The organism is Streptomyces sp. NPDC090083 (genome assembly GCF_044747445.1).
GTDB lineage: Bacteria > Actinomycetota > Actinomycetes > Streptomycetales > Streptomycetaceae > Streptomyces.
Genome location: NZ_JBIVED010000006.1, coordinates 68,490 through 93,716 on the forward strand (window position 1 = coordinate 68,490; position 25,227 = coordinate 93,716).

Annotated in this window: 21 protein-coding genes and 4 tRNA genes; 12 read left to right on the forward strand and 13 right to left on the reverse strand. The window is 70.1% G+C overall.

Annotated features, from left to right (window positions below; translation table 11 throughout):
• Positions 1-3: 3 nt before the first annotated feature.
• Positions 4-2,193, reverse strand: a complete 2,190-nt coding sequence (locus ACIPTO_RS22225) for a DEAD/DEAH box helicase (RefSeq protein ID WP_401194847.1) — start codon at positions 2,191-2,193, stop codon at positions 4-6.
• Positions 2,194-2,418: 225 nt separating this feature from the next.
• Positions 2,419-2,928, reverse strand: coding sequence for a hypothetical protein (locus tag ACIPTO_RS22230; protein ID WP_366319046.1), 510 nt, complete (start codon positions 2,926-2,928; stop codon positions 2,419-2,421).
• 275 nt (positions 2,929-3,203) lie between these two features.
• On the opposite strand from ACIPTO_RS22230, the gene ACIPTO_RS22235 reads away from it, so the two are divergent.
• The 9 genes from ACIPTO_RS22235 to ACIPTO_RS22275 all read left to right on the forward strand — a co-directional run bounded on the left by ACIPTO_RS22235 (position 3,204) and on the right by ACIPTO_RS22275 (position 10,621).
• Complete coding sequence (locus ACIPTO_RS22235; RefSeq protein WP_266770685.1) at positions 3,204-3,554, forward strand: metallopeptidase family protein; 351 nt, start codon at positions 3,204-3,206, stop codon at positions 3,552-3,554.
• A 42-nt stretch (positions 3,555-3,596) separates the two neighbouring features.
• Positions 3,597-5,243, forward strand: coding sequence for a metallophosphoesterase (locus tag ACIPTO_RS22240; RefSeq protein ID WP_401194850.1), 1,647 nt, complete (start codon positions 3,597-3,599; stop codon positions 5,241-5,243).
• A gap of 80 nt (positions 5,244-5,323) precedes the next feature.
• A tRNA-Glu gene (locus tag ACIPTO_RS22245) sits at positions 5,324-5,396 on the forward strand.
• A gap of 50 nt (positions 5,397-5,446) precedes the next feature.
• Positions 5,447-5,521 (forward strand) — tRNA-Asp (locus tag ACIPTO_RS22250).
• Between the two features lie 24 nt (positions 5,522-5,545).
• A tRNA-Phe gene (locus ACIPTO_RS22255) sits at positions 5,546-5,619 on the forward strand.
• 69 nt (positions 5,620-5,688) lie between these two features.
• Complete coding sequence (locus ACIPTO_RS22260) at positions 5,689-6,042, forward strand: hypothetical protein (RefSeq protein ID WP_401194852.1); 354 nt, start codon at positions 5,689-5,691, stop codon at positions 6,040-6,042.
• A 54-nt stretch (positions 6,043-6,096) separates the two neighbouring features.
• Complete coding sequence (gene hrpA, locus ACIPTO_RS22265; protein WP_401194855.1) at positions 6,097-10,092, forward strand: ATP-dependent RNA helicase HrpA; 3,996 nt, start codon at positions 6,097-6,099, stop codon at positions 10,090-10,092.
• Positions 10,093-10,187: 95 nt separating this feature from the next.
• Positions 10,188-10,262, forward strand: a tRNA-Asp gene (locus tag ACIPTO_RS22270).
• 182 nt (positions 10,263-10,444) lie between these two features.
• Positions 10,445-10,621 carry a DUF6274 family protein gene (locus ACIPTO_RS22275; RefSeq protein WP_401194857.1) on the forward strand — a complete coding sequence of 59 codons (177 nt, stop codon included), beginning with the start codon at positions 10,445-10,447 and terminating at the stop codon, positions 10,619-10,621.
• Between the two features lie 401 nt (positions 10,622-11,022).
• Here the strand turns inward: ACIPTO_RS22275 and bldC are convergent, their stop codons facing one another.
• Positions 11,023-11,229 carry a developmental transcriptional regulator BldC gene (gene bldC, locus ACIPTO_RS22280; protein WP_003949541.1) on the reverse strand — a complete coding sequence of 69 codons (207 nt, stop codon included), beginning with the start codon at positions 11,227-11,229 and terminating at the stop codon, positions 11,023-11,025.
• 531 nt (positions 11,230-11,760) lie between these two features.
• A complete protein-coding gene (locus tag ACIPTO_RS22285; RefSeq protein WP_401194860.1) occupies positions 11,761-12,606 on the reverse strand; it encodes a hypothetical protein in 846 nt (281 codons plus the stop codon).
• A gap of 222 nt (positions 12,607-12,828) precedes the next feature.
• Here ACIPTO_RS22285 and ACIPTO_RS22290 point away from each other — a divergent pair, with 222 nt between their 5' ends.
• Positions 12,829-13,923: a Leu/Phe/Val dehydrogenase gene (locus ACIPTO_RS22290; RefSeq protein WP_401194863.1), complete on the forward strand. Its 1,095-nt coding sequence runs from the start codon at positions 12,829-12,831 to the stop codon at positions 13,921-13,923.
• Positions 13,924-14,226: 303 nt separating this feature from the next.
• Positions 14,227-14,484 carry a DUF3073 domain-containing protein gene (locus tag ACIPTO_RS22295; RefSeq protein ID WP_266770676.1) on the forward strand — a complete coding sequence of 86 codons (258 nt, stop codon included), beginning with the start codon at positions 14,227-14,229 and terminating at the stop codon, positions 14,482-14,484.
• Between the two features lie 131 nt (positions 14,485-14,615).
• Here the strand turns inward: ACIPTO_RS22295 and purM are convergent, their stop codons facing one another.
• From purM to ACIPTO_RS22320, 5 genes are all read right to left on the reverse strand, one after another.
• Positions 14,616-15,716, reverse strand: coding sequence for a phosphoribosylformylglycinamidine cyclo-ligase (gene purM / locus ACIPTO_RS22300; RefSeq protein WP_366319032.1), 1,101 nt, complete (start codon positions 15,714-15,716; stop codon positions 14,616-14,618).
• A gap of 33 nt (positions 15,717-15,749) precedes the next feature.
• The gene (gene purF, locus ACIPTO_RS22305) at positions 15,750-17,276 is read right to left on the reverse strand and encodes an amidophosphoribosyltransferase (protein ID WP_366319030.1); all 1,527 of its coding nucleotides are present in this window, start codon (positions 17,274-17,276) and stop codon (positions 15,750-15,752) included.
• Between the two features lie 61 nt (positions 17,277-17,337).
• Positions 17,338-17,784 carry an META domain-containing protein gene (locus tag ACIPTO_RS22310; protein ID WP_401194868.1) on the reverse strand — a complete coding sequence of 149 codons (447 nt, stop codon included), beginning with the start codon at positions 17,782-17,784 and terminating at the stop codon, positions 17,338-17,340.
• Positions 17,785-17,857: 73 nt separating this feature from the next.
• Entirely contained in the window at positions 17,858-18,655 is a 798-nt protein-coding gene (locus ACIPTO_RS22315; RefSeq protein WP_401194870.1) for a sterol carrier family protein, read from the reverse strand.
• Between the two features lie 50 nt (positions 18,656-18,705).
• Positions 18,706-19,350, reverse strand: coding sequence for a TetR/AcrR family transcriptional regulator (locus ACIPTO_RS22320; RefSeq protein WP_401194872.1), 645 nt, complete (start codon positions 19,348-19,350; stop codon positions 18,706-18,708).
• Positions 19,351-19,445: 95 nt separating this feature from the next.
• On the opposite strand from ACIPTO_RS22320, the gene ACIPTO_RS22325 reads away from it, so the two are divergent.
• Positions 19,446-20,933 (forward strand): MFS transporter, encoded by a 1,488-nt coding sequence (locus tag ACIPTO_RS22325; protein ID WP_401194874.1) that lies wholly within the window; start codon positions 19,446-19,448, stop codon positions 20,931-20,933.
• A gap of 76 nt (positions 20,934-21,009) precedes the next feature.
• Here ACIPTO_RS22325 and ACIPTO_RS22330 read toward each other — a convergent pair whose 3' ends face one another.
• The 4 genes from ACIPTO_RS22330 to purS all read right to left on the reverse strand — a co-directional run bounded on the left by ACIPTO_RS22330 (position 21,010) and on the right by purS (position 24,988).
• Positions 21,010-21,627, reverse strand: coding sequence for an O-methyltransferase (locus tag ACIPTO_RS22330; RefSeq protein ID WP_401194877.1), 618 nt, complete (start codon positions 21,625-21,627; stop codon positions 21,010-21,012).
• Between the two features lie 141 nt (positions 21,628-21,768).
• Positions 21,769-24,027 (reverse strand): phosphoribosylformylglycinamidine synthase subunit PurL, encoded by a 2,259-nt coding sequence (gene purL / locus ACIPTO_RS22335; RefSeq protein ID WP_401194879.1) that lies wholly within the window; start codon positions 24,025-24,027, stop codon positions 21,769-21,771.
• Positions 24,024-24,728, reverse strand: coding sequence for a phosphoribosylformylglycinamidine synthase subunit PurQ (purQ, locus tag ACIPTO_RS22340; RefSeq protein ID WP_366319016.1), 705 nt, complete (start codon positions 24,726-24,728; stop codon positions 24,024-24,026). The genes purL and purQ overlap by 4 nt, the downstream gene beginning before the upstream one ends.
• Positions 24,725-24,988 carry a phosphoribosylformylglycinamidine synthase subunit PurS gene (gene purS, locus ACIPTO_RS22345; RefSeq protein WP_366319014.1) on the reverse strand — a complete coding sequence of 88 codons (264 nt, stop codon included), beginning with the start codon at positions 24,986-24,988 and terminating at the stop codon, positions 24,725-24,727. The genes purQ and purS overlap by 4 nt, the downstream gene beginning before the upstream one ends.
• Between the last annotated feature and the right edge of the window lie 239 nt (positions 24,989-25,227).

Consider the following 25,227-nt stretch of genomic DNA (forward strand, 5'->3'; position numbering starts at 1 on the left):
GCGTCAGCCGTTGCGCTTCCAGCGCGGCTTGTCGTCACGGCGGCCGAAGGAACCGGTGCCGGTACCCGTGCCGGTCGTACCGCGGTGGCCGTACGGACGGTCGTGACCGCCGGTGCGGAAGCCGGGGCGGTCGCCCTGGCGGTCGCGGTTGAACGGGCGGTCGCTGCCCCGGTGACCGCCCGAGGGACGGTCGTCGCGGCGGAAGCCGCCACGGTCGCCGCCGCGGTCGCTGCCACCGCGGTCGTCACGGCGGAAGCCACCCGAGGGACGGTCGTCACGACGGTCGAAGGAACGGCCGCCACGGTCGCCGCCGCGGTCGCTGCCGCCACGGTCGTCACGGCGGAAACCACCCGAGGGACGGTCGTCACGACGGTCGAAGGAACGGCCACCGCGGTCGCCGTCACGCCGGTCGCTGCCGAAGCCGCCCGAGGGACGGTCGTCGCGACGGAAACCGCCGCGGTCGCTGCCACCGCGGTCGTCGCGACGGAAGCCGCCCGAGGGACGGTCGTCACGACGGTCGAAGGAACGGCCGCCACGGTCGTCACGCCGGTCGTCGCGGCGGAAGCCGCCGGAGGGGCGGTCGTCACGACGGTCGAAGGAACGGCCACCGCGGTCGTCACGGCGGTCACGGCGCTCGTAGTTGCCCCGGTCGTCACGCTGCTGGCGCGGACGGTCGTAGGACGAGGACTCCTCGCGCACCGGCGCCTCGGCCTGCTCCGCCACCACGGCCTCGGCCGCGGCCTCCACGACGGCGGCGGCCTCGGCGACCGCGGCCTCCGGGTCGTCGCCCCGCTCGCGCGCGGCACGGGCGATCAGACGGTCGGACTCCTCGCGCAGCTCGGCGGCGCGGCGCGTGGCCCGCTCCAGCTCCTTGGTGAGCTGGGCGACCTCGCGCTCGGCCTGCTGCGCGGCGTCGCCCGCCGACTGGGCCTGCACCTCGGTCATCGAACGGGCGCCGGTGATCTCAGCGACCTCGGGCTCGAAGGCCGTACCGGTGTTGATGATGTGCCGCCCGGCGTCGACGCCCGCGTCCTCCATCAGCCGGAAGATCTGGCGCCGCTGGTGCGGCAGGGAGAGCGAGACGACGGTGCCCGTACGTCCGGCGCGCGCGGTGCGGCCGGCGCGGTGCAGGTAGTCCTTGTGGTCGCCGGCCGGGTCCACGTTCAGGACCAGGTCGATGCCGTCGACGTGGATGCCGCGGGCGGCGACGTCGGTGGCGACGAGCGCGTTGACGTAGCCGTCCTTGAAGTCGGCCAGCGTCCGGGTGCGGGCGCCCTGCGTCATGCCGCCGTGCAGCGCGTCGGCCTTCACGCCGGACTCGCGCAGCTGCTCGGCGATGCGGTCGGCGCCCAGCTGGGTGCGGACGAAGATGATCGTGCGGCCCTTGCGGGAGGCGATGGCGGCGGTGACCGGCGCCTTGTCCTTGGGCTTCACGATGAGGATGTGGTGGGACATCGTCGTGACGTTGCCCTGCGCGCTGTCGACCTCGTGGGTGACCTCGTCGGTGAGGTAGCGCTTGACGAGGGTGGAGATCTCGTTCTCCATCGTCGCTGAGAACAGCATGCGCTGGCCGCCGGCCGGGATCTGGTCGAGCAGTTCGGTGACCTCGGGCAGGAAGCCCAGGTCGGACATCTGGTCGGCCTCGTCGAGGATGGCGATCTGCACGTCCTCAAGGGAGCAGGCGCCGCGGTTGATGATGTCGCGCAGGCGGCCCGGGGTGGCGACGAGGATGTCGACGCCGCGCTCGAGGGCGTAGATCTGGTTGCCCATGGACGTGCCGCCGCAGACGACCTTCATCTTCAGGCCGAGGACGTCGCCGTAGGGCTGGAGCGCGTCGGCGACCTGCATCGCCAGTTCGCGGGTCGGGGTGAGGATGATGCCGCGCGGGCGCTTCTTCTCGGTGCGGCCGCCGGACAGCGTCGCGAGCAGCGGCAGACCGAACGAGAGGGTCTTGCCGGAGCCGGTGCGGCCGCGGCCGAGGATGTCCTTGCCGGCCAGGGCGTCCGGGATGGTCGCGGCCTGGATCGGGAAGGGGGTGGTCACGCCGTTCTGCGCGAGCTTGCGGACGACGCCCTCGGGGAGACCGAGGTCCGCGAAGGTGACCTCGGGAGCTGCCTCGGTGGTGGCCTCGACGGCCGTCTCGTCGCCCTCGTTCTCGGGCATGACGATGTGATCAGTACTGGAAATGGACATGCGAATGCGAAACCTTCCGGAGTCTCCGTCGGCACGCGCCCGTCAACTCCGTGATTCGCTATCGACCGCCTCAATGCGGTCCGCCACGGCAAGGGAGAGTACGCGCCACACGGCGCGCTCTGCAGTGGCGCCGGGCAATGGGATCAAACGATCTACCACCATACGCACCCACCACCCCCCGAGGCAAACCAGCCTCGATTGACGTACATCACAGCCGTTCCGTTCCTACGCCGGTGAACCGGCCGCCGGCGCCGGTTCCCGGTCGACGAGCTGCGGCACGGGGTCCTCGTGCGCGGAGGACGAGGGCTCCGCCACCGTCGGCTGGGCGGACGGCGACTGCGCGCTCGGCGTGGGGTCCGGGGGCGGCGGGGTCCGCGTCGGGGTCGGCTGCGGCGCGGCCGTGGTCGGCCCGCCCGGCTTCGGACTCGTACCGGGTCCGGGCGCCTTGGACGAGGTCGGGCTCACCGCGTCGCCGGGCGCCGACGGCGAGGCCGAACCCGAGGCGGACTCCCCGGGCCTGGGCTTCCCGTGCCCGTGCTTCCCGTCACCCCCGGACCCGCCGGACCCGCTCCCGCCGCCCGGCGCCCCCGGACCGCCGTCGGGCGCCTCTCCGGCGTGCCGCCCGGCGGAGTGCGAGGGCCTGGCACCGCCGCCCGCGTCGTCGCCCACGCTCATGCAGCCGGCGGCAGCGGCGACGACGGCGACCGCGGCGGCCAGACGGACGGGTACGTACATGGGGCGCACGGGGCCACCTCCGAGGCGGAAAAAGGGAGTCCCCCTCTCAACTCCCGGCGCCCACCGGAAGACACGCGTCCGACCGGCGCCGCCCGTTCCTGGCCGGAGAACACCCCTTCCCGCCCCGACACCGGCCGGAAGCAGCCGCTACGACGACCACCCGCGTCGCCAACTGCCCACCCCCGCACCCCACTTCATCCCGTACCGGCACACACAGGACAGGCCCGTTCGGCCGCCGCCGCCCCGAACCGGCGTCCGTCCCCGACAATGGGCGTGTGCTGGAGATGACACGCGAGGCGTTCGAAGAGCTGGTGAGCGAAGCCCTGGACCGGATCCCGCCGGAGCTGACGCGGGTCATGGACAACGTGGCGGTGTTCGTCGAGGACGAACCCGACCCGTCCGACCCCGAGCTGCTCGGCCTCTACGAGGGCACACCGCTCACGGAACGCGGCGAGTGGTACGCCGGCGTCCTCCCCGACCGCATCTCGATCTACATGGGCCCGACCCTGCGGCACTGCGCGACCACCGAGGAGGTCGTCCACGAGGTCGCCGTCACCGTCGTCCACGAGGTCGCCCACCACTTCGGCATCGAGGACGAGCGCCTGCACGAACTGGGCTGGGGCTGACGCACCGGCATACCCGCCCCCACCCCTGGGCATACGGGACCAATGGCCAGCGTCCCCCTCGCAGCCCTGAACCGACTCCGCCGGACCCGGCACGCCCTGATCCGCAGGTACCGCGGTCGCCGTCCCCGCCCGACCGTCGAACTCGTCCCGCAGCCGCACCCCTGGACCCGCGCCCTCGGCCTCGTCATGGTCGTCGCCGCCGGGGCCTGGCTCGGCCTGCTGATCGTCGGCGACGTACGGGCCCAGGTCGGCCCGATGAACACGACGATGACCCTGCGCCCGTCCCTCACCGGCGGCACGAAGATCAACGTGTCCCCGCTCGGCGCCCTGTCCCTGGACAGCCACCACGCCCCGGTCCGCCTGGACGTCAACGTCGACCAGCTCGACCCGGAACGCTCCCAGTCCCTCGTCGACCACCCCGAGCGCATCTCCGGCCTCCAGGACGAGGTCGCCCGCGACGTGGAACACGGCACCCTCGACCTGGCCGTACGGTCCTGCGCGGCCGTGGTGCTGGGCGCCACGACGCTCGGCCTCGCGGTCTACCGCCGCCCCCGCAGGGCCCTGGCGGCGGGCGGCCTGGCCCTGACCCTCCTGGCCGCGTCCGGAGCGACGGCGTACGCGACCTGGAACCCGAAGTCGATCCTCGAACCGAAGTTCTCCGGCCTGCTCTCCAGCGCCCCGTCCCTGGTCGGCAACGCCCGCAGCATCGTCACCGAATTCGACGTCTACCAGCAGGAGTTGGCCCGCCTGGTGACCAACGTGACCAAGCTCTACGACGTCACGTCGACGCTTCCCGCCTACCAGCCGGACCCGACCACGATCCGCATCCTGCACGTCTCCGACATCCATCTGAACCCCGCGAGCTGGAAGATCATCGCCTCGCTGGTGGAGCAGTACAAGGTCGACGTGATCGTCGACACCGGCGACACCATGGACCACGGCACGACCGCCGAGAACGGCTTCCTCGACCCGATCGGCGACCTCGGTGTCCCCTACGTCTGGGTCAGGGGCAACCACGACTCCCTCGCCACCCAGCGCTACCTCGCCCGCATCAAGAACGCGCACGTCCTGGACGAGGGCCGCGCGGAGACGGTCGCGGGCGTGCGCTTCGCGGGCATCGGCGACCCCCAGTTCACCCCCGACCGCTCGACCGCGACCGGCGCCGACAACTCGGAGGAGCTCGCCGGCGACCAGCTCGCCTCCGCGCTCCGCGACCAGCGGGCCGCCGGCACCCCGGTCGACATCGCGCTCGTCCACGAACCGTCGGCCGCCCGCCAGACCGACGGCGAGGTCCCCCTCGTCCTAGCCGGCCACCTCCACCACGAGGGCACCGAGGTGATGAAGCACGGCACCCGCCTGCGCATCGAGGGTTCGACGGGCGGCAGCGGCCTGCGCGCGGTCGAGGGCAAGTACCCCGACCCCATCGAGGCGTCGATCCTCTACGTCGACCGCGACACCCGCCGGCTCCAGGCCTGGGACGAGATCAAACTCGGCGGCCTCGGCCTGACGACGGCGGAGGTGAGCCGCCACCTCCCGAAGGAGAACCTCCCGGGAGCACCCCAGTCCCCCGGCCCGACCCCTGATCCGTCCCCCAGCTCGTCCCCGGCCCCGTCCCCGGGCGGGACCTCCACCCGGTCTCCGAGTCCGCCCCGGACGCCCTCCCCGAGCCCCTCCCCGTCGGCCCCGTAAACCGTTTTGGCGATACCTCCCGCCATCCCATATGCTTCTCACGTCCCCGACGCGCTGAGAAGCGCCCAGGCGGGCCGATAGCCCTCATCGTCTAGCGGCCTAGGACGCCGCCCTTTCAAGGCGGTAGCACGGGTTCGAATCCCGTTGGGGGCACGCAACACCGTGTGCGACACTGGCTCTTGCCGGTCAGCGCACAAAAGCTTGGTCCTGTGGAGCAGTTTGGAGTGCTCGCCACCCTGTCAAGGTGGAGGCCGCGGGTTCAAATCCCGTCAGGACCGCTGAGGTTCCGCAAGGAACCTCGTGGCTGGGTAGCTCAGTTGGTACGAGCGATCGCCTGAAAAGCGATAGGTCGCCGGTTCGACCCCGGCCCCAGCCACCGGATCGAAAGCCCTGTCCCACCGGGACGGGGCTTTCGTCGTGACCGGACGACACAGGGTGGGGCGCGATGAGCCAGGACACCGACCTGGAGAAGATTCGGGCGCGGTACGGACTGCTCGCGGTGGTGGGCAGCAACCTCGCGATCACCGCGGTGGCGATCTTCGGCGTATGGCAGCTGAACGGCGACCGTGCGGTGATCGTGGGCGTCCTGACCTCGGCGTTCACCGCGATGGCGGGGCTGACGACGGCGTACCTGGGCATCAAGGCCGTGTCGAACACGGCGCAGTCGATGTCGAAGGAGGCCGGCAGACAGCCGGACGCCGGCATCGCCACCGCCACCGGCGCTGACAGCGGAGCCGACACCGGCCGGCCGGTCGGCCCGGCGGTGCCCCCGCCGGCGGAGCCCGCCCCGGACCACTGACCCGGGACAATTCATTCGCCAGGAATTTCGCCGAGGTGAGATCCTTGACGGCGTATGTCTACGCACCCCGCCTCCGCACCCGGCGCCCCGGCACCCGGCTCCCCCGCCCTGGGTGACCTCGCCCCCCGCCTGACCGAGCTGACCCTGCGCGACGCGCACCGCCTCGGCCGCAGGCTCGAAGGCGCGCGCCGGATACGCAGACCGGAGGCCCGTGCCGCGGTCCTCGCCGAGATCGAGACCGAGGTCGCCCGCGGCGAGGAGCGGATGGCCGCGCGGCGCACCCGGGTCCCGGCCGTCTCGTATCCCGAACAACTCCCGGTCAGCCAGAAGAAGGCCGACATCGCGGCCGCGATCCGCGACCACCAGGTCGTGATCGTCGCGGGCGAGACCGGCTCCGGCAAGACCACCCAGATCCCCAAGATCTGTCTCGAACTCGGCCGCGGTGTCCGCGGCATGATCGGCCACACCCAGCCCCGCCGCATCGCCGCCCGCACGGTGGCCGAGCGCGTGGCGGAGGAGATGGACACCCCGCTCGGCGAGGCCGTCGGCTGGAAGGTCCGCTTCACCGACCAGGTGAACCCGGAGTCGACGTTCATCAAGCTGATGACGGACGGCATCCTGCTCGCCGAGATCCAGACCGACCGCGAACTGCGCGCCTACGACACGATCATCATCGACGAGGCCCACGAGCGGTCCCTCAACATCGACTTCCTGCTCGGCTACCTCGCCCAACTGCTGCCCAAGCGCCCGGACCTGAAGGTCGTCATCACCTCGGCGACCATCGACCCCGAGCGTTTCTCCCGGCACTTCGGCGACGCCCCGATCATCGAGGTGAGCGGCCGGACGTACCCGGTCGAGGTCCGCTACCGCCCGCTGCTGGAGGACGACTCGGAGGACTCCGACCGCGACCAGATCACCGCGATCTGCGACGCCGTGGAGGAGCTTCAGGGCGAGGGCAAGGGCGACATCCTCGTCTTCCTCTCCGGCGAGCGGGAGATCCGCGACACGGCGGACGCGCTGACGAAGAAGAACTACCGCGCCGGAGGCGCTGACGGGCAGCGCACCGAGGTGCTGCCGCTCTACGCCCGCCTCTCGCACGCCGAGCAGCACCGGGTGTTCCAACAGCACACCGGGCGGAGGATCGTTCTGGCGACGAACGTCGCCGAGACCTCGCTCACCGTGCCGGGCATCAAGTACGTCATCGACCCCGGCTTCGCCCGCATCAGCCGCTACAGCCACCGGACCAAGGTGCAGCGCCTGCCCATCGAGGCGGTCAGCCAGGCGAGTGCCAATCAGCGCAAGGGGCGTTGCGGCCGTACGTCGGACGGCATCTGCATCCGGCTGTACTCGGAGGAGGACTTCGAGGCCCGCCCGGAGTTCACCGACGCCGAGATCCTGCGGACGAACCTCGCCTCCGTGATCCTGCAGATGACGGCGGCCGGTCTCGGTGAGATCGAGAAGTTCCCGTTCATCGATCCGCCGGACCACCGCAACATCCGTGACGGCGTCCAACTCCTCCAGGAACTGGGCGCGTTGGACCCGGACGAGAAGGACCCGCGCAAGCGCCTCACCCAGACCGGCCGCAAGCTGGCCCAGCTCCCGGTGGACCCGCGCCTGGCCCGCATGGTCCTGGAGGCCGACAAGAACGGCTGTGTCCGCGAGGTCATGGTGATCGCCGCCGCGCTCTCCATCCAGGACCCGCGCGAGCGCCCGGTGGACAAGCAGACGCAGGCGGACCAGCAACACGCCCGTTTCCGCGACGAGTCGAGCGACTTCCTGGCGTTCCTGAACATGTGGCGGTACATCCGCGAGCAGCAGAAGGAGCGCGGTTCCTCCGCGTTCCGCCGCATGTGCAAGCAGGAGTACCTGAACTTCCTCCGCATCCGCGAGTGGCAGGACATCTACAGCCAACTCCGCACGGTCGCCAAGCAGATGGGCATCCACTTCAACGAGGAGGACGCGGCCGAGCAGAGCGTCCACGTCTCCCTCCTCGCCGGCCTGCTCTCGCACATCGGCATGAAGGACGTGAAGGACGGCGCGAAGAACGAGTACCTGGGCGCCCGCAGCGCCAAGTTCGCGATCTTCCCCGGTTCGGCGCTCTTCAAGAAGACCCCGCGTTTCGTCATGTCGGCGGAGCTGGTGGAGACGTCCCGTCTCTGGGCCCGCGTCAACGCCAGGATCGAGCCCGAGTGGGTCGAGCCGCTCGCCGGCCACCTCCTCAAGCGGACGTACAGCGAACCGCACTGGGAGAAGGACCAGGCGGCCGTGATGGCCTTCGAGAAGGTCACGCTCTACGGCGTCCCGATCATCGCCCAGCGCAAGGTGAACTACGGCCGCATCGACCCCGAGGCGAGCCGCGAGCTCTTCATCCGCAACGCGCTCGTCGAGGGCGACTGGCGCACCCACCACAAGTTCTTCGCCGACAACCGCCGACTCCTCACCGAGGTCGAGGAGTTGGAGCACCGGGCCCGCCGCCGCGACATCCTCGTCGACGACGAGACGCTCTACGACTTCTACGACCAGCGGGTGCCCGAACACGTCGTGTCCGGCGCCCACTTCGACTCGTGGTGGAAGCACAAGCGCCACGAAGAGCCCGAACTCCTCGACTTCGAGCGCTCGATGCTCATCAACGAGCGTGCCGGAGACATCAGCAAGGCCGACTATCCGGACTCCTGGCACCAGGGACGGCTCAAGTTCCGGGTGACGTACCAGTTCGAGCCGGGCGCGGACGCGGACGGTGTCACGGTCCACATCCCGCTCCAGGTCCTCAACCAGGTCACGGACGAGGGCTTCGACTGGCAGATCCCGGGGCTGCGCGAGGAGGTCGTGACGGAACTGATCCGCTCCCTCCCGAAGCCGATCCGCCGCAACTACGTCCCGGCCCCGAACTTCGCCCAGCGCTTCCTGGCGACGGCGGCCCCGCTCCAGGAGCCCCTGACGACCACCATGGCGCGGGAGTTGAAGCGCATGGTCGGCGTCCCCTTCACCGCCGAGGACTTCGACTGGTCGAAGGTTCCCGACCACCTCCTGATCACCTTCCGGATCGTGGACGAGCGCCGCCGCAAGATCGCCGAGGACAAGGACCTGGAGGCGCTGAAGGTCCGCCTGAAGCCGAAGGCACGCCAGGCCATCTCGCAGGCGGCCGCGGCGACGGCCGAGCGCGAGGGCGGCGAGTCCCTGGAGCGCAAGGGCCTCACCGACTGGTCGATCGGCACGCTGAGGCGCGTCTTCGAGACCCGCAGGGCCGGCCAGCCGGTGAAGGCGTACCCGGCGCTGGTCGACGACGGAGACACCGTCTCCGTACGGCTCTTCGACACGGAGGAGGAGCAGGCGGAGGCGATGTGGAAGGGCACGCGCCGGCTCATCGTGCGCAACATCCCGGTGAACCCGGCGAAGTTCGCGTCCGAGAAGCTGACCAACGCGCAGAAGCTCGCCCTGTCCGCGAATCCGCACGGTTCGATCCAGGCGCTGTTCGACGACTGCGCGCTCGCGGCGGCCGACAGGCTCATCGGCGACTTCGGCGGCCCGGCGTGGGACGAGGAGTCGTACCGGAAGCTCTACGAGAAGGTGCGCGCCGAGATCGTCGACACGACGGTCCGCGCGGTGGGCCAGGTGCAGCAGGTGCTGGCCGCCTGGCAGGCCTGTGAGCGCCGTCTGAAGGCCGCGCACAGCCCCGCGCTGCTGCCCAACCTCGCGGACGTCCGCGCCCAGTTGGACGCCCTCGTGAAGCCGGGCTTCGTCACGGCGGTGGGGATACGCCGGCTGCCCGACCTGATGCGCTACCTGGTGGCCGCCGACCGCCGCCTCCAGCAGATGCCGACGGGGGTCCAGCGGGACACCACCCGCATGGAGAAGGTCCACGAGATGCAGGACGAGTACGCGTGGCTCCTGGAGCAACTGCCCCAGGGCCGCCCGGTCCCGGCCTCGGTACGGGACATCCGCTGGATGATCGAGGAGCTCCGGGTCAGCTATTTCGCCCACGCGCTGGGCACGGCGTACCCGGTCTCCGACAAGCGGATCGTCAAGGCGATCGACGCCGCCGCTCCGTAACGGAGCCCGCACACCGAGTGAGTTCGACCAGGCGGGCCCCCCTCCTGTACAGTCTCGTCTCGCAGCACAACGCACCATCAAGTGCCGCGGAGCAAGGTCCTGTGGAGCAGTTTGGAGTGCTCGCCACCCTGTCAAGGTGGAGGCCGCGGGTTCAAATCCCGTCAGGACCGCATGAACGAAGAAACCCACCCCCTTCCGGGGGTGGGTTTCTTCGTGTGCGCGCGGGGTCCCGCGGCGCGGCCCCCAGGGGCGCCCGCGCCCACTCCGCGCCCGGACGGCACCCTTGACGCCGCTTCACCCGCCAGGTACCCAGAAACCAGGCCCCGTTCCCGCGAGGCCGCGGAGGTGGCGCATGGCGGCTTCGGTCAGGCACGAGACGCGGGCCCTGCTCCGCGCGCACCTGGCGGCCGCCACCTCGTACCGCCACGCGACCCGGCACTGCCCGATCTGCCACCGCCTCCTGCGGCTGGCGATGGACGCCCCGCCACCCCGGGAGCCGGAGGACGCTCCACAGGACCAGACCTCCTAGCGCACATAAGTCAGAGGCAACAAGCCGTCTGGCATGTGACGGGTGTCACCGCATAAGTTTTTGAAACGTCGGAACTTACACCCCACCTACAACTAGTCAATTTAATATGTGCAATTGCACCCCTACGAGGGATGGTCCACAGGAGATCCGACAGCCCTCCCCAGACTCCGACAAGGTCCCTCACAGAACCCCGCGCCCACCGCGCACGCACCCACGACCAGGCACAAAAAAAGATCGCGCTGGACCCGGCGGAGTCCAGCGCGATCTACGACGCACCCTGTTCAGTTACTTCAAAAGCGTTGGGCGTGGGCCCTGTTGGGGCAGAACCCGCGTCGCTTGGAGCTGTGCTGTCGGGCGTCAGGCGGGTTGGGGGACCTGCCGATTCGCCCGTATTCAGTTGGTCAGGCTTCGCTGCGCTGCTGCGGGATGCCCGCGAGCAGTGCACGGACCTCCGCCTCGCGGTAACGGCGGTGTCCGCCGAGCGTGCGAATCGAAGTGAGCTTGCCGGCCTTCGCCCACCGCGTGACCGTCTTGGGGTCCACACGGAACATCGTGGCGACCTCAGCCGGGGTCAGCAGCGGCTCGGCATCAGGGGTGCGAGCGGTCATGAGCGGCCTCCTCGGGAGAACCGAACCTTCTCGGTTCTTTCCTCTAAATTCTGCACCTTGACCCGCGTTGCCCGAAATGGCGGACGCGAGTCGAGTCGGTTATAGGACGAACGGCTTGTCCTCGGCACTACAACTACACCATCTGTCCAACCGCGTAGGCCAAACCGATGGAATTGCCCTCCCAGGTGTCCATCAGCGACGGAAGCCGATGGACCATGCCATAGCGGACAGTCACACCACTGTGACGATCAGTCACAGGGGTGATCAGGAGTCATCCAGACCCCCCAAAGCGCGCAATGCCGAGATTCCGCCCAAAGCATGACGGATGGAGTCCTCCCCGGACTCCTTGTCCTATTTTGGCACGAGGAGGGGCAAGCGGCGCAAGGCGTCTGCACGTGCGGTCCGTCACGCTTGGGCACAATCGCCCGGATCGGGACCTACGTCCCGTGTTGACGAACCGTAAGAATCCTATGCGCATCTGTTCGAAGATGTCAGCCACGTTCGAATGTGTGACCGGGACGACTGCCGGAGTCAGTTCGCCGAGCGCCGGTCCCTGACCGACCGCCAGCGCTCCACGAGCCGCCCGTACGCCTCGCCCGCCGCCGCCCCGTCCCCGGTCCGCAGCGCCTCGATGCCGGCCGCCACATCGGCCGCCGAGTGGTCGTCCTCCAGCTCGCCGGCCGGCAGGACGTGCACGAGCCCGCCGTAGTCCAGCTCGACCAGGGACCGCGGGTGGAACTCCTCCAGCCAGCGCCCCACGTCCACCAGGCCCTCGATCAGCGGGCCGTCGTCGATCGCGTCCTTCAGGGCCCGCAGCGCCCGCGCCACCCGCCGCCGCGCCTGCACCATCGGCGTCCGGTACCGCAGCATCGGCGGATCGTCCCCGGACGCCTTGTCGTAGCGCCGCTCCTCGTCGCCGACGAGCACGAACCAGTTCAGCGGCACCTGCCAGGTCGCCGTCCGGATCCACGGCCGGGCGTCCGGGTTCCGGGCCAGCCAGCGCTCGTAGTCCTGGGTGGCCTGGTCCCGTACGAACGGCGGGAGCACGGCGTCCAGGACCGGCGGCGGCAGTTCCTCGGCGAGGTCGCCCAGGGCCTGCCAGCCGCGCAGCCGGGTGCGCCAGGGGCAGACGCAGACCACGCCGTCGACCTCCACCACGAAGGCGTCCGCGCTCTCGTGCACCGGGACGGGAACCGGCGGGGTGGGCAGCAGATCGGCCAGCGCGCGGCGCAGTTCGTCCTGGTACGACGGCCGGTCCGGGCGACGGGCGTACCGCGTCCAGTGGCCGCGCTCCGGCTCGGGGAAGGCGGCCAGCGGCTCGTAGACCCGTAGATAGGTCGCGTACGGAACGATCACCGAGGACACCTTCTTGGGCACGCCTGCTCCCTCCCCCGCCGTCCGCCAGGAAAACCTCCGGAACCCGCTCACAAACGCGCGGGAAAACTATGCAAATCGTCGCACGGACAACCCCCTTCGGTAGGTGATCCTGAACACTGCACGGATGCCGGCCTGACGCAGGCTCTACGCTCATGCCACGGCACCCGCCACCCCTACGGGAGCCTGTCTCCAACCGCCGCCACTTACCCAGGAGTCACCACCGTGACCGACGTAGACAACGGCGTCCTGCACACCCTGTTCCACTCGGACCAGGGCGGTCATGAGCAAGTCGTGCTCTGCCAGGACCGGGCCAGCGGCCTCAAGGCCGTCATCGCCCTCCACAACACCGCCCTGGGCCCCGCCCTGGGCGGTACGCGCTTCTACCCCTACGCCAGCGAGGAGGAGGCCGTCGCGGACGCGCTCAACCTCGCGCGCGGGATGTCGTACAAGAACGCCATGGCCGGTCTCGACCACGGCGGCGGGAAAGCCGTGATCATCGGTGATCCGGAGCGCGACAAGACCGAGGAACTCCTGCTCGCCTACGGCCGGTTCGTGGCCTCGCTCGGCGGGCGGTACGTCACCGCGTGCGATGTCGGCACGTATGTCGCCGACATGGACGTCGTGGCGCGCGAATGCCGCTGGACGACCGGCCGTTCCCCGGAGAACGGCGGCGCGGGCGACTCCTCCGTCCTCACCGCCTTCGGCGTCTTCCAGGGCATGCGGGCCAGCGCCCGGCACCTGTGGGGCGACGCCTCGCTGCACGGCCGCAAGGTCGGCGTCGCCGGCGTCGGCAAGGTCGGGCACCACCTCGTGCAGCACCTGCGGGACGAGGGCGCCGAGGTCGTGATCACCGACGTGCGCGAGGAGTCCGTACGGCGGATCCTCGACAAGCACCCGACGGGCGTGACGGCCGTCGCCGACACGGAGGCGCTGATCCGGGTCGAGGGGCTCGACGTCTACGCCCCCTGCGCGCTCGGCGGCGCCCTGAACGACGACACCGTGCCCGTGCTGACCGCCAAGGTGGTGTGCGGAGCGGCCAACAACCAGCTGGCGCACCCGGGCGTCGAGAAGGACCTCGCCGACCGCGGGATCCTCTACGCGCCGGACTACGTGGTGAACGCCGGTGGCGTGATCCAGGTCGCCGACGAGCTGCACGGGTTCGACTTCGACCGGTGCAAGGCGAAGGCGGCGAAGATCTTCGACACCACGCTGGCCATATTCGCACGTGCGAAGGAAGACGGTATTCCGCCGGCCGCCGCGGCCGACCGGATCGCCGAGCAGCGGATGCACGAGGCCGCCGCCGTGCGCGGACGCTGAGGTTCCGGTAAGCCCCTCGGCAGGCGTCTTCGGTACCCGTCGGCGACGACTTGGAGAGAACTCTCACGTTCATCGGCGGGTCGGCTGCCAAGAAGTGGTTAAAATCGCGGTTGACCAGCGAGTACAGGGCACCTCGCGGGTCCTGGAGCCCGGCACGTGCTGCGGGCGACGTACCGTATGGGCGCGGGCTCAGGTACCGTGGAAGCCCTACGGACCGGTCTCTCCACGGAGAGTCCGTTCCAGATCATGAACGCGTGTCAAGACTCTGGGGCCACCGAGCCCCGTATCCGAGGGGGTCGAGCCATGGGGCGCGGCCGGGCAAAGGCCAAGCAGACGAAGGTCGCCCGCCAGCTGAAGTACAGCAGCGGCGGGACTGACCTCTCGCGTCTGGCCAATGAGCTGGGCGCTTCGACTTCGAGCCAGCCGCCGAATGGCGAGCCGTTCGAGGACGACGACGAGGAAGAAGACGACCCGTACGCTCAGTACGCGGATCTCTATAACGACGACGATGAGGACGAGGACGACGAGTCCGGTCCTCAATCGCATCGTCGCGGTGCGTAATCGCTTGCCGTCATCGCTTGCAGCGCGCTCAGCGGTACATCTTCCCGTCAGCTGACTGCACCTCGCCCGGTCCGGGGCACCTCACACCGGACCGGGTTTTGTGCTGCCTGCCGTACGGCCGCCGTCGTTGATCAGGCCGCGTGGTCGCCGACCATCTCCGCGCCCGTCGCGTGATCGCCCCGCTCGGTGATCTCGCCCGCGACCCACGCCTCGACCCCGCGGTCGGCCAGGGTGGCCAGGGCCGCGTCCGCCGATTCCTCGGGGACGATCGCGATCATGCCGACGCCCATGTTGAGGGTCTTCTCCAGCTCCAGGCGTTCGACCTGGCCGGTCCTGCCGACGAGGTCGAAGATCGGGGCCGGGGTCCACGTGGAGCGGTCCACGATCGCGTGCAGGCCGTCCGGGACGACCCGGGCGAGGTTCGCGGCGAGTCCGCCGCCGGTGACGTGCGAGAAGGCGTGCACATCGGTCGTACGGGTCAGGGCGAGGCAGTCCAGCGAGTAGATCCGGGTCGGAACGAGGAGTTCCTCGCCGAGCGTGCGGCCCAGCTCGTCGATCCGCGCCTCCAGGTCGAGGCCGGCCTGGCCGAGGAGCACGTGCCGGACGAGCGAGTACCCGTTCGAGTGAAGTCCCGAGGACGCCATCGCGATGACCGCGTCACCCTCGCGGATGCGGTCGGCGCCGAGCAGCCGGTCGGCCTCCACGACGCCCGTTCCGGCGCCCGCGACGTCGAAGTCGTCCGGGCCGAGCAGCCCGGGGTGTTCGGCGGTCTCGCCGCCGACGAGGGCGCAGCCTGCCAGCACACAGCCCTCGGCGATGCCCTTGACGATCGCCGCGACCCGCTCGGGGTGGACCTTGCCGACGCAGATGTAGTCGGTCATGAAGAGCGGCTCGGCGCCGCACACCACGATGTCGTCCATGACCATGGCGACCAGGTCGTGGCCGATCGTGTCGTAGACACCCATCTGGCGGGCGATGTCGACCTTCGTGCCGACGCCGTCCGTGGCGGAGGCGAGCAGGGGGCGCTCGAACCGCTTGAGGGCGGAGGCGTCGAAGAGCCCGGCGAAGCCGCCGATGCCACCGAGGACCTCGGGGCGGCGGGTCTTCCTCACCCACTCCTTCATGAGTTCTACGGCGCGGTCGCCGGCGTCGATGTCGACACCGGCCGCCGCGTAGGAGGCACCGGCAGAAGGGTCCGCCGACGGAGTCGACCGATCGGATGCAGCAGACATTGCCTGGGATCTTTCGGGTTGGTGATACGGGGCTTACGGGCGACGGATCGCGTCGGCCGCTGCCGTGGCGGCCGGACCGGCCGCCAGCTCGGTCTCCAGGAGCTGCTTGCCGAGCAGTTCGGGGTCCGGGAGCTCCATCGGGTACTCGCCGTCGAAGCAGGCGCGGCACAGGTTCGGCTTGGCGATGGTGGTCGCCTCGATCATGCCGTCGATGGAGATGTACGACAGGGAGTCGGCGCCGAGCGAGGTGCCGATCTCGTCGATGGTCATGCCGTTGGCGATGAGTTCCGCGCGGGTGGCGAAGTCGATGCCGAAGAAGCAGGGCCACTTCACGGGCGGGGACGAGATCCGGATGTGGACCTCGGCGGCCCCGGCCTCGCGGAGCATGCGCACCAGCGCCCGCTGGGTGTTGCCGCGCACGATCGAGTCGTCGACGACGACCAGGCGCTTGCCCTTGATGACTTCCTTCAGCGGATTCAGCTTCAGCCGGATGCCGAGCTGCCGGATGGTCTGCGAAGGCTGGATGAACGTACGGCCGACGTAGGCGTTCTTCACCAGACCCGCACCGAACGGGATGCCCGAGGCCTCCGCGTAGCCGATCGCGGCCGGGGTGCCGGACTCCGGGGTCGCTATGACCAGATCGGCCTCGACCGGAGCTTCCTTGGCGAGCTTCCGGCCCATCTCCACACGGGAGAGGTACACGTTACGGCCGGCGATGTCGGTGTCGGGGCGGGCGAGATAGACGTACTCGAAGACGCAGCCCTTGGGCTTCGCTTCCGCGAATCGGGAGGTGCGCAGGCCGTTCTCGTCGATGGCGACGAACTCGCCCGGCTCGATCTCGCGGACGTACGCCGCGCCGCAGATGTCGAGGGCGGCGGACTCGGAGGCGACGACCCAGCCGCGCTCCAGGCGGCCGAGGACCAGCGGGCGGATGCCCTGCGGGTCGCGGGCCGCGTAGAGGGTGTGCTCGTCCATGAAGACGAGCGAGAAGGCGCCCTTGACCTGCGGGAGAACCGCGTGGGCGGCTTCCTCGATGGTCAGCGGCTTGCCGTCGGAGTCGACCTGGGCCGCGAGCAGCGCGGTCAGGAGGTCGGTGTCGTTGGTGGCCGCGACGCGGGGCGTCCGGCCTTCCTGCTTGGGCAGGTCGGCGACCATCTCGGCGAGCTGGGCGGTGTTGACCAGGTTGCCGTTGTGGCCGAGCGCGATCGAACCGTGCGCGGTGGCGCGGAACGTCGGCTGGGCGTTCTCCCACACGGAGGCGCCGGTGGTCGAGTAGCGGGCGTGACCGACCGCGATATGACCCTGGAGCGAACCGAGCGAGGTCTCGTCGAAGACCTGCGAGACGAGGCCCATGTCCTTGAAGACGAGGATCTGCGAGCCGTTGCTGACCGCGATACCCGCGGATTCCTGGCCTCGATGCTGGAGGGCGTAGAGCCCGAAGTAAGTGAGCTTGGCGACCTCTTCACCGGGAGCCCAGACTCCGAAGACGCCACAAGCGTCCTGGGGTCCTTTCTCGCCGGGGAGCAGATCATGACTGAGTCGACCGTCACCACGTGGCACGGCACCGAGTGTAGGCGAGATCGACCACTGGTCCGAATTCGGGTTACCCGCCGGTAGTGGATCACTCGTCGGCGACGGCGTGCACGATCGTGCCGTTTTCGCTGGTCAGCGTGATGGTGTCGTGATCCACTCGGTAGTCGACGCGGCCGTCGAAGAGGGCGAGCAGGGCGCGTTCGGTGCTCATGAGTGAGGCGTCGCACATCATTCGGGTGGTGGAGGGTCGGCCGAGCGTGATCTGCGCGGGACGGACGGTGGCCGTCGCGTTGACGGCGTTGCAGCCGAGCCGGCCGCCGACCTTGCCGCTCTTCGCGTCGAAGGCGAGGTACGGCTTGCCCCGCGCCTGTGTGGTCGCACCGTCCGCGGTGATGCCCTGCACCCGCCAGTCGACCCCGGTGACGGGCCGCTGCGCGTCGACGGATTCGCTGCCGCTGCCCGCCTTCTCACTGCCGCACGCGACCACGAGCGGGACGACGGCCAGGACGGCGAGGGTGAATCGCTGTGTGTCCATGGGGATGGGACGGGAGGGACGGAGGACGGGTTCCCTCCCGAGCCCTCGCGGAAGACTTCCGGGGCGCCCGGGGTCAGCCCATGATCGGCAGCAGCGCGCTCAGATCCGCCCGCTCCCCGCTCGCGCTGACCTTCGCCGCTTCCACGGCGTCCGCCCAGCGGGTCCGCCCGGTCGCGAGCCGGAGCCAGGTCAGGGGGTCGGTCTCGACGACGTTGGGCGGGGTGCCGCGGGTGTGCCGGGGCCCCTCGACGCACTGCACGACGGCGTACGGCGGGATGCGCACCTCGGTCGAACCGCCGGGGGCCTTCGCGGCGAGCGCGTCGGCCAGCAGGCGGGTGCAGGCGGCGAGGGCCTGACGGTCGTAGGGGATGTCGAGGCCGGGGACGGCGGCGTTGAGGTCGTCGGTGTGGACGACGAGTTCGACGGTGCGGGTGACGAGGTAGTCGGCGAGGGGCAGCGCGCCGGCGTTGGTCTCCAGCAGCCGGGTGCCGGGGTGGGTGTCGAGGAGTGCGCCGAAGCTGCGGTCGATGTCGGCGAGGTAGGCGCCGAGGTCGGGGTGGTCCGCGACGAGGGTGCGGGTGAAGTCGTCGATGGCCTCGGAGTCGGCCGCCGTGGCGAAGGGCCAGTCGAGGAGCACGACATCCTGCGCGGGCGGGGCGGGGCGGTCCAGGGAGCGGTGGATCGCGGTGAGCGCCATGCCGGTGTGCGCGACGAGTTCGCGGACGGTCCAGTCGCCCAGCCGGGTGGGCAGGGCGAGTTGGCCGGGGGTGAGGGTCGCCACCGCCTTCCGTACGTTCCCGAACTGGGCCTGTACCGCGAGGCGGGTCTTGGCCGGGTCGTAGGTACGCGCGCGCTTCTTGGCCGGGGGCATGGCGGTGAGCCTAATCCCCGGGACGGGGCTGCTCACGGCGTTTTCCGGGGTCAGGCGGGTCTGCGGGCGTAGTCCCCGAGGCCGCGCTCCACCAGGTCGAAGGCGTGCCGGGCGCGCTCGGCCGCGTCCACGACGACCTCCTCGACGGCCGCGCCCGCGTCCAGGCGGCGGTGGTGGTCCTCGACCAGCGCGGTGCGCGCGGCGTTGAGGGTGGCGGCGGCGATCAGGGCGAGGACGGGGTCGCCGGTCTCGTCCTCGAGCAGGTCGGCCAGTTCGCGGGCGCCCTTCTCCGAGGCGAGGTAGGCGCGCTCCATCAGGACCGGGGTCTCCACGATGAGGCGGCGGATCCGGCGGCCGAACGGCTCGACGTGCAGCCCTATCGACGGGTCGCGGGTCTCGATCATCTCCAGGAACTGCCGGCGCACGGCGGCCACCGCGGACTCGCCGGGGGCGCGGTCGCGGACGGCGCGGGCGGCGTCGGAGAAGTGGTCCTCGATGGGGCGGAAGACCAGGTCCTCCTTGGTCCCGAAGTAATTGAAGACGGTCATCTTCGACACCTCGGCCGCGTCGGCGATCTCCTGCACGGAGACCGCGTCGAAGCTCCTCTCCAGGAACAGCTCCACGGCCGTGCGGTGGATCCGCAGCTCCGTCTGGATCTTCTTGCGCTCGCGCAGCCCCATCGCCTCAGCAGCCATGACTCCACTGTACCAAGACGAATTATGATCCGGGACGAAAAATAAGCCCGAAAAAAAGATTGACTCGGTATACGTCTCTCCTTCATCGTTGTGGCATGACCGAGACCCAACGCCGTATCGGCTTCCTCGTCTGTCTGGTGACGATCGTCCTGGCCGTCCTGGACATGCAGATCGTGTCCGCGGCGACCGTGCCGATCGTCCGTGACCTCGACCCGGACCACGGCATCGACAAGATCCCGTGGCTGGTCAGCGCGTTCGCGCTGGCGTCGGCCGCGGTGCTTCCGCTCTACGGCAAGCTGTGCGACACCCTCGGCGCCAAGCGCGTCTTCCTGACGGCGGTGGGCGTCTTCCTCGCCGGCTCGGCGCTGTGCGGGGCGGCCCAGTCCATAGGCGCGCTGATCGCCGCGCGGGCCGTGCAGGGCATCGGCGCGGGCGGGCTGATGAGCGTCACGATGGTGGTGATCGCCGAGCTGAGAGGCCCCGGCGCGAAGGACTCCAAGGGCGCGGGCATGGGCGGGATCGTCTCCGGCGGCGGCATGGCGCTGGGCCCGTGGATCGGCGGCCTCCTCGCGGACCACGCGAGCTGGCGCTGGATCTTCTACGTCAACCTGCCGCTCGGCCTGGCCGTCCTGGTCCTCGGCGCGCTCGTCCTGAAACTCCCCCGGCAGCCGCACCGCCACCGCATCGACTTCCTCGGTGCGGCCCTCGCCGCCGCGTTCTCCGCGTCGCTGCTGCTGCTGACGGAGTGGGGCGGCAAGCAGTACGCCTGGTCGTCACCGCAGATCGTCGGGCTGGCCGTGGCCGCGGTGGCCGCGCTCGCCCTGTTCCTGCAGCGCCAGCGCACCGCGCCCGAGCCGATCCTGCCGCTGTCCCTGTTCCGGGTGCCGGAGCTGCGGTGGGGGTTCGCGATCCAGGGGCTGATGGGGGCGGCGCTGGTGGGCGCCATGTACTACGTCATGGTCTATCTCCAGGTGGCCCGGGGCATCGCCAGTTCCTCGGCCGGCCTCTACCTGCTGCCCATGGCGCTCGGCATGACCGTGGTCGGCGTGCTCTCGGCCAGGCTCACGGAACGCGGATGGCACGAGCGGACCTTCGCGATAGCCGGTTCGGCGATCGGCACGGTGGCGTTCCTGTCGCTGTCCACCCTCGGCACGGACACGTCCCTCTGGCTGCTCCGCGGTGACCTGCTCCTCGTCGGCATGGGCTTCGGCCTGCTCCTCGGCCAGCTGATCCAGCTGGTCCAGGACGCGGCCCCGCGGCACCAGTTGGGCGTGGCGACCACCGCCATCCGCTTCTTCCAGACCCTGGGCACGGCACTGGGCGCGGCCCTCTTCGGCACGGTGATCACCAGGCTGTACGACGGCCCAGGCCCGCTCACGGCGCTGACGGGCGCGGCGCGGGCGGCGGGGGTGAGGTCCTACGTCGACGCGATGGACGCGGTGTTCCTGTGCGGGGCGGTGCTGATGGCGGCCTGCGTGCTGATGGGCCTGCGGCTGCCGAGGCACTCCGCTCTCCGGGATGCGGAAGGGATCGTGGCCGACGGTCCCGCACCGGTTCCCTCCGGAAGCCGGGGACAGCTCTGACCGCTCAGGTGACGGAACAGCGGTGGGAAAACACCCGGCGTCCAGCGACCCGCTGTCGCCGGCCAACCCTTCCCGCTCACCCTCGCGCTCCCGCCCTCGCCTGCTCGCGCCCGCCCGGCGCACCCCGCACCGCCATGACCAGGCCGCTCGACCACGCCAGGCGGACGGAGCGGAAGTCCGGACGGCCCTCCAAGTCGGCCAACAGGCGTGTCACGGCGGCCTCGTGGGACTCCGGCCAGTCCGGCCGGGGGGTCAGGTCGTCGATGAGGTAGGTGCCGCCGGGGGCGACGAGGGCGAGGGCCCGTTCCAGGTGGGTGAACTTGCCGGGCCAGGTGTCCGCGAAGACCAGGTCGAAGGGGTCACCGGAGTACTCCTCCAGCCATGGCCCCGCGTCCGCCGTCACGAAGGTCACCCTCGGGTCGGCGGCCAGTTCCTCGCGGGCGATCGTCTGGACACCGGCGTCGCGTTCGACGGTGACCAGATACGCGGCCGGGTCCATCCCGCTCAGCAGCCAGGCGGTGCCCTCGCCGGCGCCGGTGCCGAGTTCGAGGACCCGCCCGGCCGGGCGGGTCGCCGCGAGCGCGGCCAGCAGGCTGCCGGTGCGTGTGTCGCAGGACCTGGTGAAGCCCGCCCCGGCAGCCGCAACACGCAGGCGCGCAACGGCGGTTGGGGCGCAGCGCGGGGTGTCGTCCATCCGGCGATGATGCAAGCGCCGTCCCCGCCGCGCAACGGCGGTGCCGGTCGGTACCGGTCGGCGCCGGTACGCAAAAAACGTTCGTGGAACGGTCACGCAGACCGTTCCACGAACGTTCTTGTAATCCTCGGCCAGGCGGTACTACGCCAGCAGCGCCGGGATCGTCGCCTCGTGCGCCTCGCGGAGTTCCGCCAGGGAGAGCGTGAACTCGCCCTGGACCTCCACGGATTCACCGTCGACGACACCGATGCGGGTGACGGGCAGACCCCGCGCGCCGCACATGTCGTTGAAGCGCAGCTCCTCCGAGCGCGGGACGGCGACGACCGCGCGGCCCGCCGACTCCGAGAAGAGGAGGGTGAACGCGTCCAGACCGTCGGGCACGATCAGCCGCGCGCCCTTCTCGCCGAGCAGCGCCGACTCCACGACCGCCTGGATCAGACCGCCGTCGGACAGGTCGTGCGCGGAGTCGATCATGCCGTCGCGGGAGGCGGAGATCAGGATCTCGGCGAGCAGCCGCTCGCGCTCCAGGTCGACCTTCGGGGGCAGCCCGCCGAGGTGGTCGTGGACGACCTGGGACCAGGCCGAGCCGCCGAACTCCTCACGGGTGTCGCCGAGCAGGTAAAGGAGCTGGCCCTCTTCCTGGAACGCGACCGGGGTGCGGCGGGCGACATCGTCGATCACGCCCAGCACGGCCACGACCGGCGTCGGGTGGATCGCGACGTCGCCCGTCTGGTTGTAGAGGGAGACATTGCCGCCGGTGACCGGCGTGCCCAACTGCTGGCAGGCGTCGGCCAGTCCACGGATCGCCTCCGCGAACTGCCACATCACCTCCGGGTCCTCGGGCGAACCGAAGTTCAGGCAGTCGGAGACCGCGAGGGGCTTCGCACCCGTCGTCGCCACGTTCCGGTACGCCTCCGAGAGCGCCAGCTGGGCGCCCGCGTACGGGTCGAGCTTCGCGTACCGGCCGTTGCCGTCCGTCGCGATGGCGACGCCGAGGCCGGACTCCTCGTCGATGCGGATCATGCCCGAGTCCTCGGGCTGCGCCAGCACGGTGTTGCCCTGCACGAAGTGGTCGTACTGCGAGGTGATCCACTTCTTGGACGCCTGGTTCGGGGACGACACCAGCGCCAGGACCTGGGCCTTGAGCTCCTCCGGAGTACCGGGGCGCGCAAGCGAGTTGGCGTCGTCCGCCTGGAGCGCGTCTTGCCAGGACGGGCGGGCGTACGGGCGCTCGTAGACCGGGCCGTCGTGCGCGACCGTGCGCGGGTCGACGTCCACGATCTTGCCGCCGTGCCAGAAGATCTCCAGCCGGTCGCCGTCGGTCACCTCACCGATGACCGTGGCGATGACGTCCCACTTCTCGCAGATCTCCAGGAAGCGGTCGACCTTGGACGGCTCGACGACCGCGCACATGCGTTCCTGCGACTCGCTCATGAGGATTTCCTCGGGCGAGAGGGTCGAGTCACGGAGGGGGACGTCGTCCAGGGTGACCGTCATGCCGCCGGAGCCGTTGGACGCCAACTCGCTGGTGGCGCAGGAGAGTCCGGCCGCGCCGAGGTCCTGGATGCCGACGACCAGCTTCTCGGCGAAGGCCTCCAGGGTGCACTCGATGAGCAGCTTCTCCTGGAAGGGGTCGCCCACCTGGACCGCCGGACGCTTCGACGGCTTGGCGTCGTCGAAGGTCTCGGACGCGAGGATCGACGCGCCGCCGATGCCGTCGCCGCCCGTGCGGGCGCCGTAGAGGATGACCTTGTTGCCCGCGCCGGAGGCCTTCGCGAGGTGGATGTCCTCGTGCCGCATGACGCCGATGGCACCGGCGTTGACCAGCGGGTTGCCCTGGTAGCAGGCGTCGAAGACGACCTCGCCGCCGATGTTGGGCAGGCCCAGGCAGTTGCCGTAGCCGCCGATGCCCGCGACGACGCCCGGCAGGACGCGCTTGGTGTCGGGGTGGTCGGCCGCGCCGAAGCGCAGCGGGTCCACGACGGCCACCGGGCGGGCACCCATCGCGATGATGTCGCGCACGATGCCGCCGACGCCCGTGGCCGCGCCCTGGTAGGGCTCGACGTAGGAGGGGTGGTTGTGCGACTCCACCTTGAAGGTGACGGCGTAGCCCTGGCCGACGTCGACGACGCCCGCGTTCTCGCCGATGCCGACGAGGAGGGCGTCCGACTGAGGTGCCTTCTCGCCGAACTGGCGGAGGTGGACCTTGGAGGACTTGTAGCTGCAGTGCTCGGACCACATGACGGAGTACATGGCCAGCTCGGCGCCGGTCGGGCGGCGGCCGAGGATCTCGACCACGCGCTCGTACTCGTCCTTCTTCAGGCCGAGTTCGGCCCAGGGCAGCTCGACGTCGGGGGTCTCGGCCGCGTGCTCGACCGTGTCCAGAGGCGTCCGGCTCATGCGTTGACCAGCTTCTTGAGGATCGAGGTGAAGAAGGGAAGGCCGTCGGTGCGGCCGGACCCGACGAGCGGCTCGACGGCGTGCTCCGGGTGCGGCATGAGGCCCACGACGTTCCCGGCGGCGTTCGTGATGCCGGCGATGTCGCGCAGCGAGCCGTTCGGGTTGCCGTAGCCGTGAGCGGCCTCGCCGTCGGTCAGGTAGCGGAAGACGACGCGGCCCTCCGCCTCCAGCTCGTCGAGCGTGTGCTCGTCGGCGACGTAGCGGCCGTCCATGTTCTTCAGCGGGATGTGGATCTCCTGGCCGGCGCTGTAGTCGCTGGTCCAGGCGGTGTCCGCGTTCTCCACCCGCAGTTTCTGGTCACGGCAGATGAAGTGGAGGTGGTTGTTGCCGAGCATCGCGCCGGGGAGGAGGTGCGCCTCGGTGAGGATCTGGAAGCCGTTGCAGATTCCGAGGACGGGGAGCCCCGACTTCGCCTGCTCGATGACCGTCTCCATCACCGGCGAGAAACGGGAGATGGCGCCCGCGCGCAGATAGTCGCCGTAGGAAAAACCGCCCGGGAGGACGACGGCGTCGACCTGGTGGAGGTTCTTGTCCTTGTGCCAGAGGGCTACCGGTTCGGCACCGGCGAGACGGATCGCGCGCTGGGTGTCGCGGTCGTCCAGGCTGCCGGGGAAAGTGACGACGCCAATACGAGCGGTCACTTCGCGGCCTCCGCGACTTCATCGACGCGCACCGTGAAGTTCTCGATCACGGTGTTCGCGAGGAAGGATTCCGCAAGATCGTGGATGCGGGCGAGCGCGGCCTCGTCGACCGGTCCGTCCACTTCCAGTTCGAATCGCTTTCCCTGACGTACGTCGGAGATCCCGTCGAATCCCAGGCGCGGCAGTGCGCGCTGCACCGCCTGGCCCTGGGGGTCGAGGATCTCCGGCTTGAGCATGACGTCGACTACGACGCGTGCCACGGGCACTCCCGGTGGTGTGGTGCTGAGCAGGTCCCTGCAGGTGACTTCAGACTACCTGCACAAAATTTCTACGCGGGTAGAGTTGTAGGAATCTACGTGATGACCATCACGATCCGGTGTCGGGCGGGGGTCTTCACGAAAAGTTCAGGGAAAGATCCCGGATCGATCCCGGTTCCCTATTGCGCGGAGACACGCGGGGAGATTTAGTCGGGCTTCACATTGCATTGCCGGGCACTGTA

Coding starts and splice junctions, on each gene's coding strand:
- ACIPTO_RS22225 (WP_401194847.1), bottom strand. CDS start 2,193: ATGTCCATTTCCAGTACTGATCACATCGTCATGCCCGAGAACGAGGGC.
- ACIPTO_RS22230 (WP_366319046.1), bottom strand. CDS start 2,928: ATGTACGTACCCGTCCGTCTGGCCGCCGCGGTCGCCGTCGTCGCCGCT.
- ACIPTO_RS22240 (WP_401194850.1), top strand. CDS start 3,597: ATGGCCAGCGTCCCCCTCGCAGCCCTGAACCGACTCCGCCGGACCCGG.
- ACIPTO_RS22260 (WP_401194852.1), top strand. CDS start 5,689: ATGAGCCAGGACACCGACCTGGAGAAGATTCGGGCGCGGTACGGACTG.
- hrpA (WP_401194855.1), top strand. CDS start 6,097: ATGTCTACGCACCCCGCCTCCGCACCCGGCGCCCCGGCACCCGGCTCC.
- ACIPTO_RS22275 (WP_401194857.1), top strand. CDS start 10,445: ATGGCGGCTTCGGTCAGGCACGAGACGCGGGCCCTGCTCCGCGCGCAC.
- bldC (WP_003949541.1), bottom strand. CDS start 11,229: ATGACCGCTCGCACCCCTGATGCCGAGCCGCTGCTGACCCCGGCTGAG.
- ACIPTO_RS22295 (WP_266770676.1), top strand. CDS start 14,227: ATGGGGCGCGGCCGGGCAAAGGCCAAGCAGACGAAGGTCGCCCGCCAG.
- purM (WP_366319032.1), bottom strand. CDS start 15,716: ATGTCTGCTGCATCCGATCGGTCGACTCCGTCGGCGGACCCTTCTGCC.
- ACIPTO_RS22310 (WP_401194868.1), bottom strand. CDS start 17,784: ATGGACACACAGCGATTCACCCTCGCCGTCCTGGCCGTCGTCCCGCTC.
- ACIPTO_RS22315 (WP_401194870.1), bottom strand. CDS start 18,655: ATGCCCCCGGCCAAGAAGCGCGCGCGTACCTACGACCCGGCCAAGACC.
- ACIPTO_RS22320 (WP_401194872.1), bottom strand. CDS start 19,350: ATGGCTGCTGAGGCGATGGGGCTGCGCGAGCGCAAGAAGATCCAGACG.
- ACIPTO_RS22325 (WP_401194874.1), top strand. CDS start 19,446: ATGACCGAGACCCAACGCCGTATCGGCTTCCTCGTCTGTCTGGTGACG.
- ACIPTO_RS22330 (WP_401194877.1), bottom strand. CDS start 21,627: ATGGACGACACCCCGCGCTGCGCCCCAACCGCCGTTGCGCGCCTGCGT.
- purL (WP_401194879.1), bottom strand. CDS start 24,027: ATGAGCCGGACGCCTCTGGACACGGTCGAGCACGCGGCCGAGACCCCC.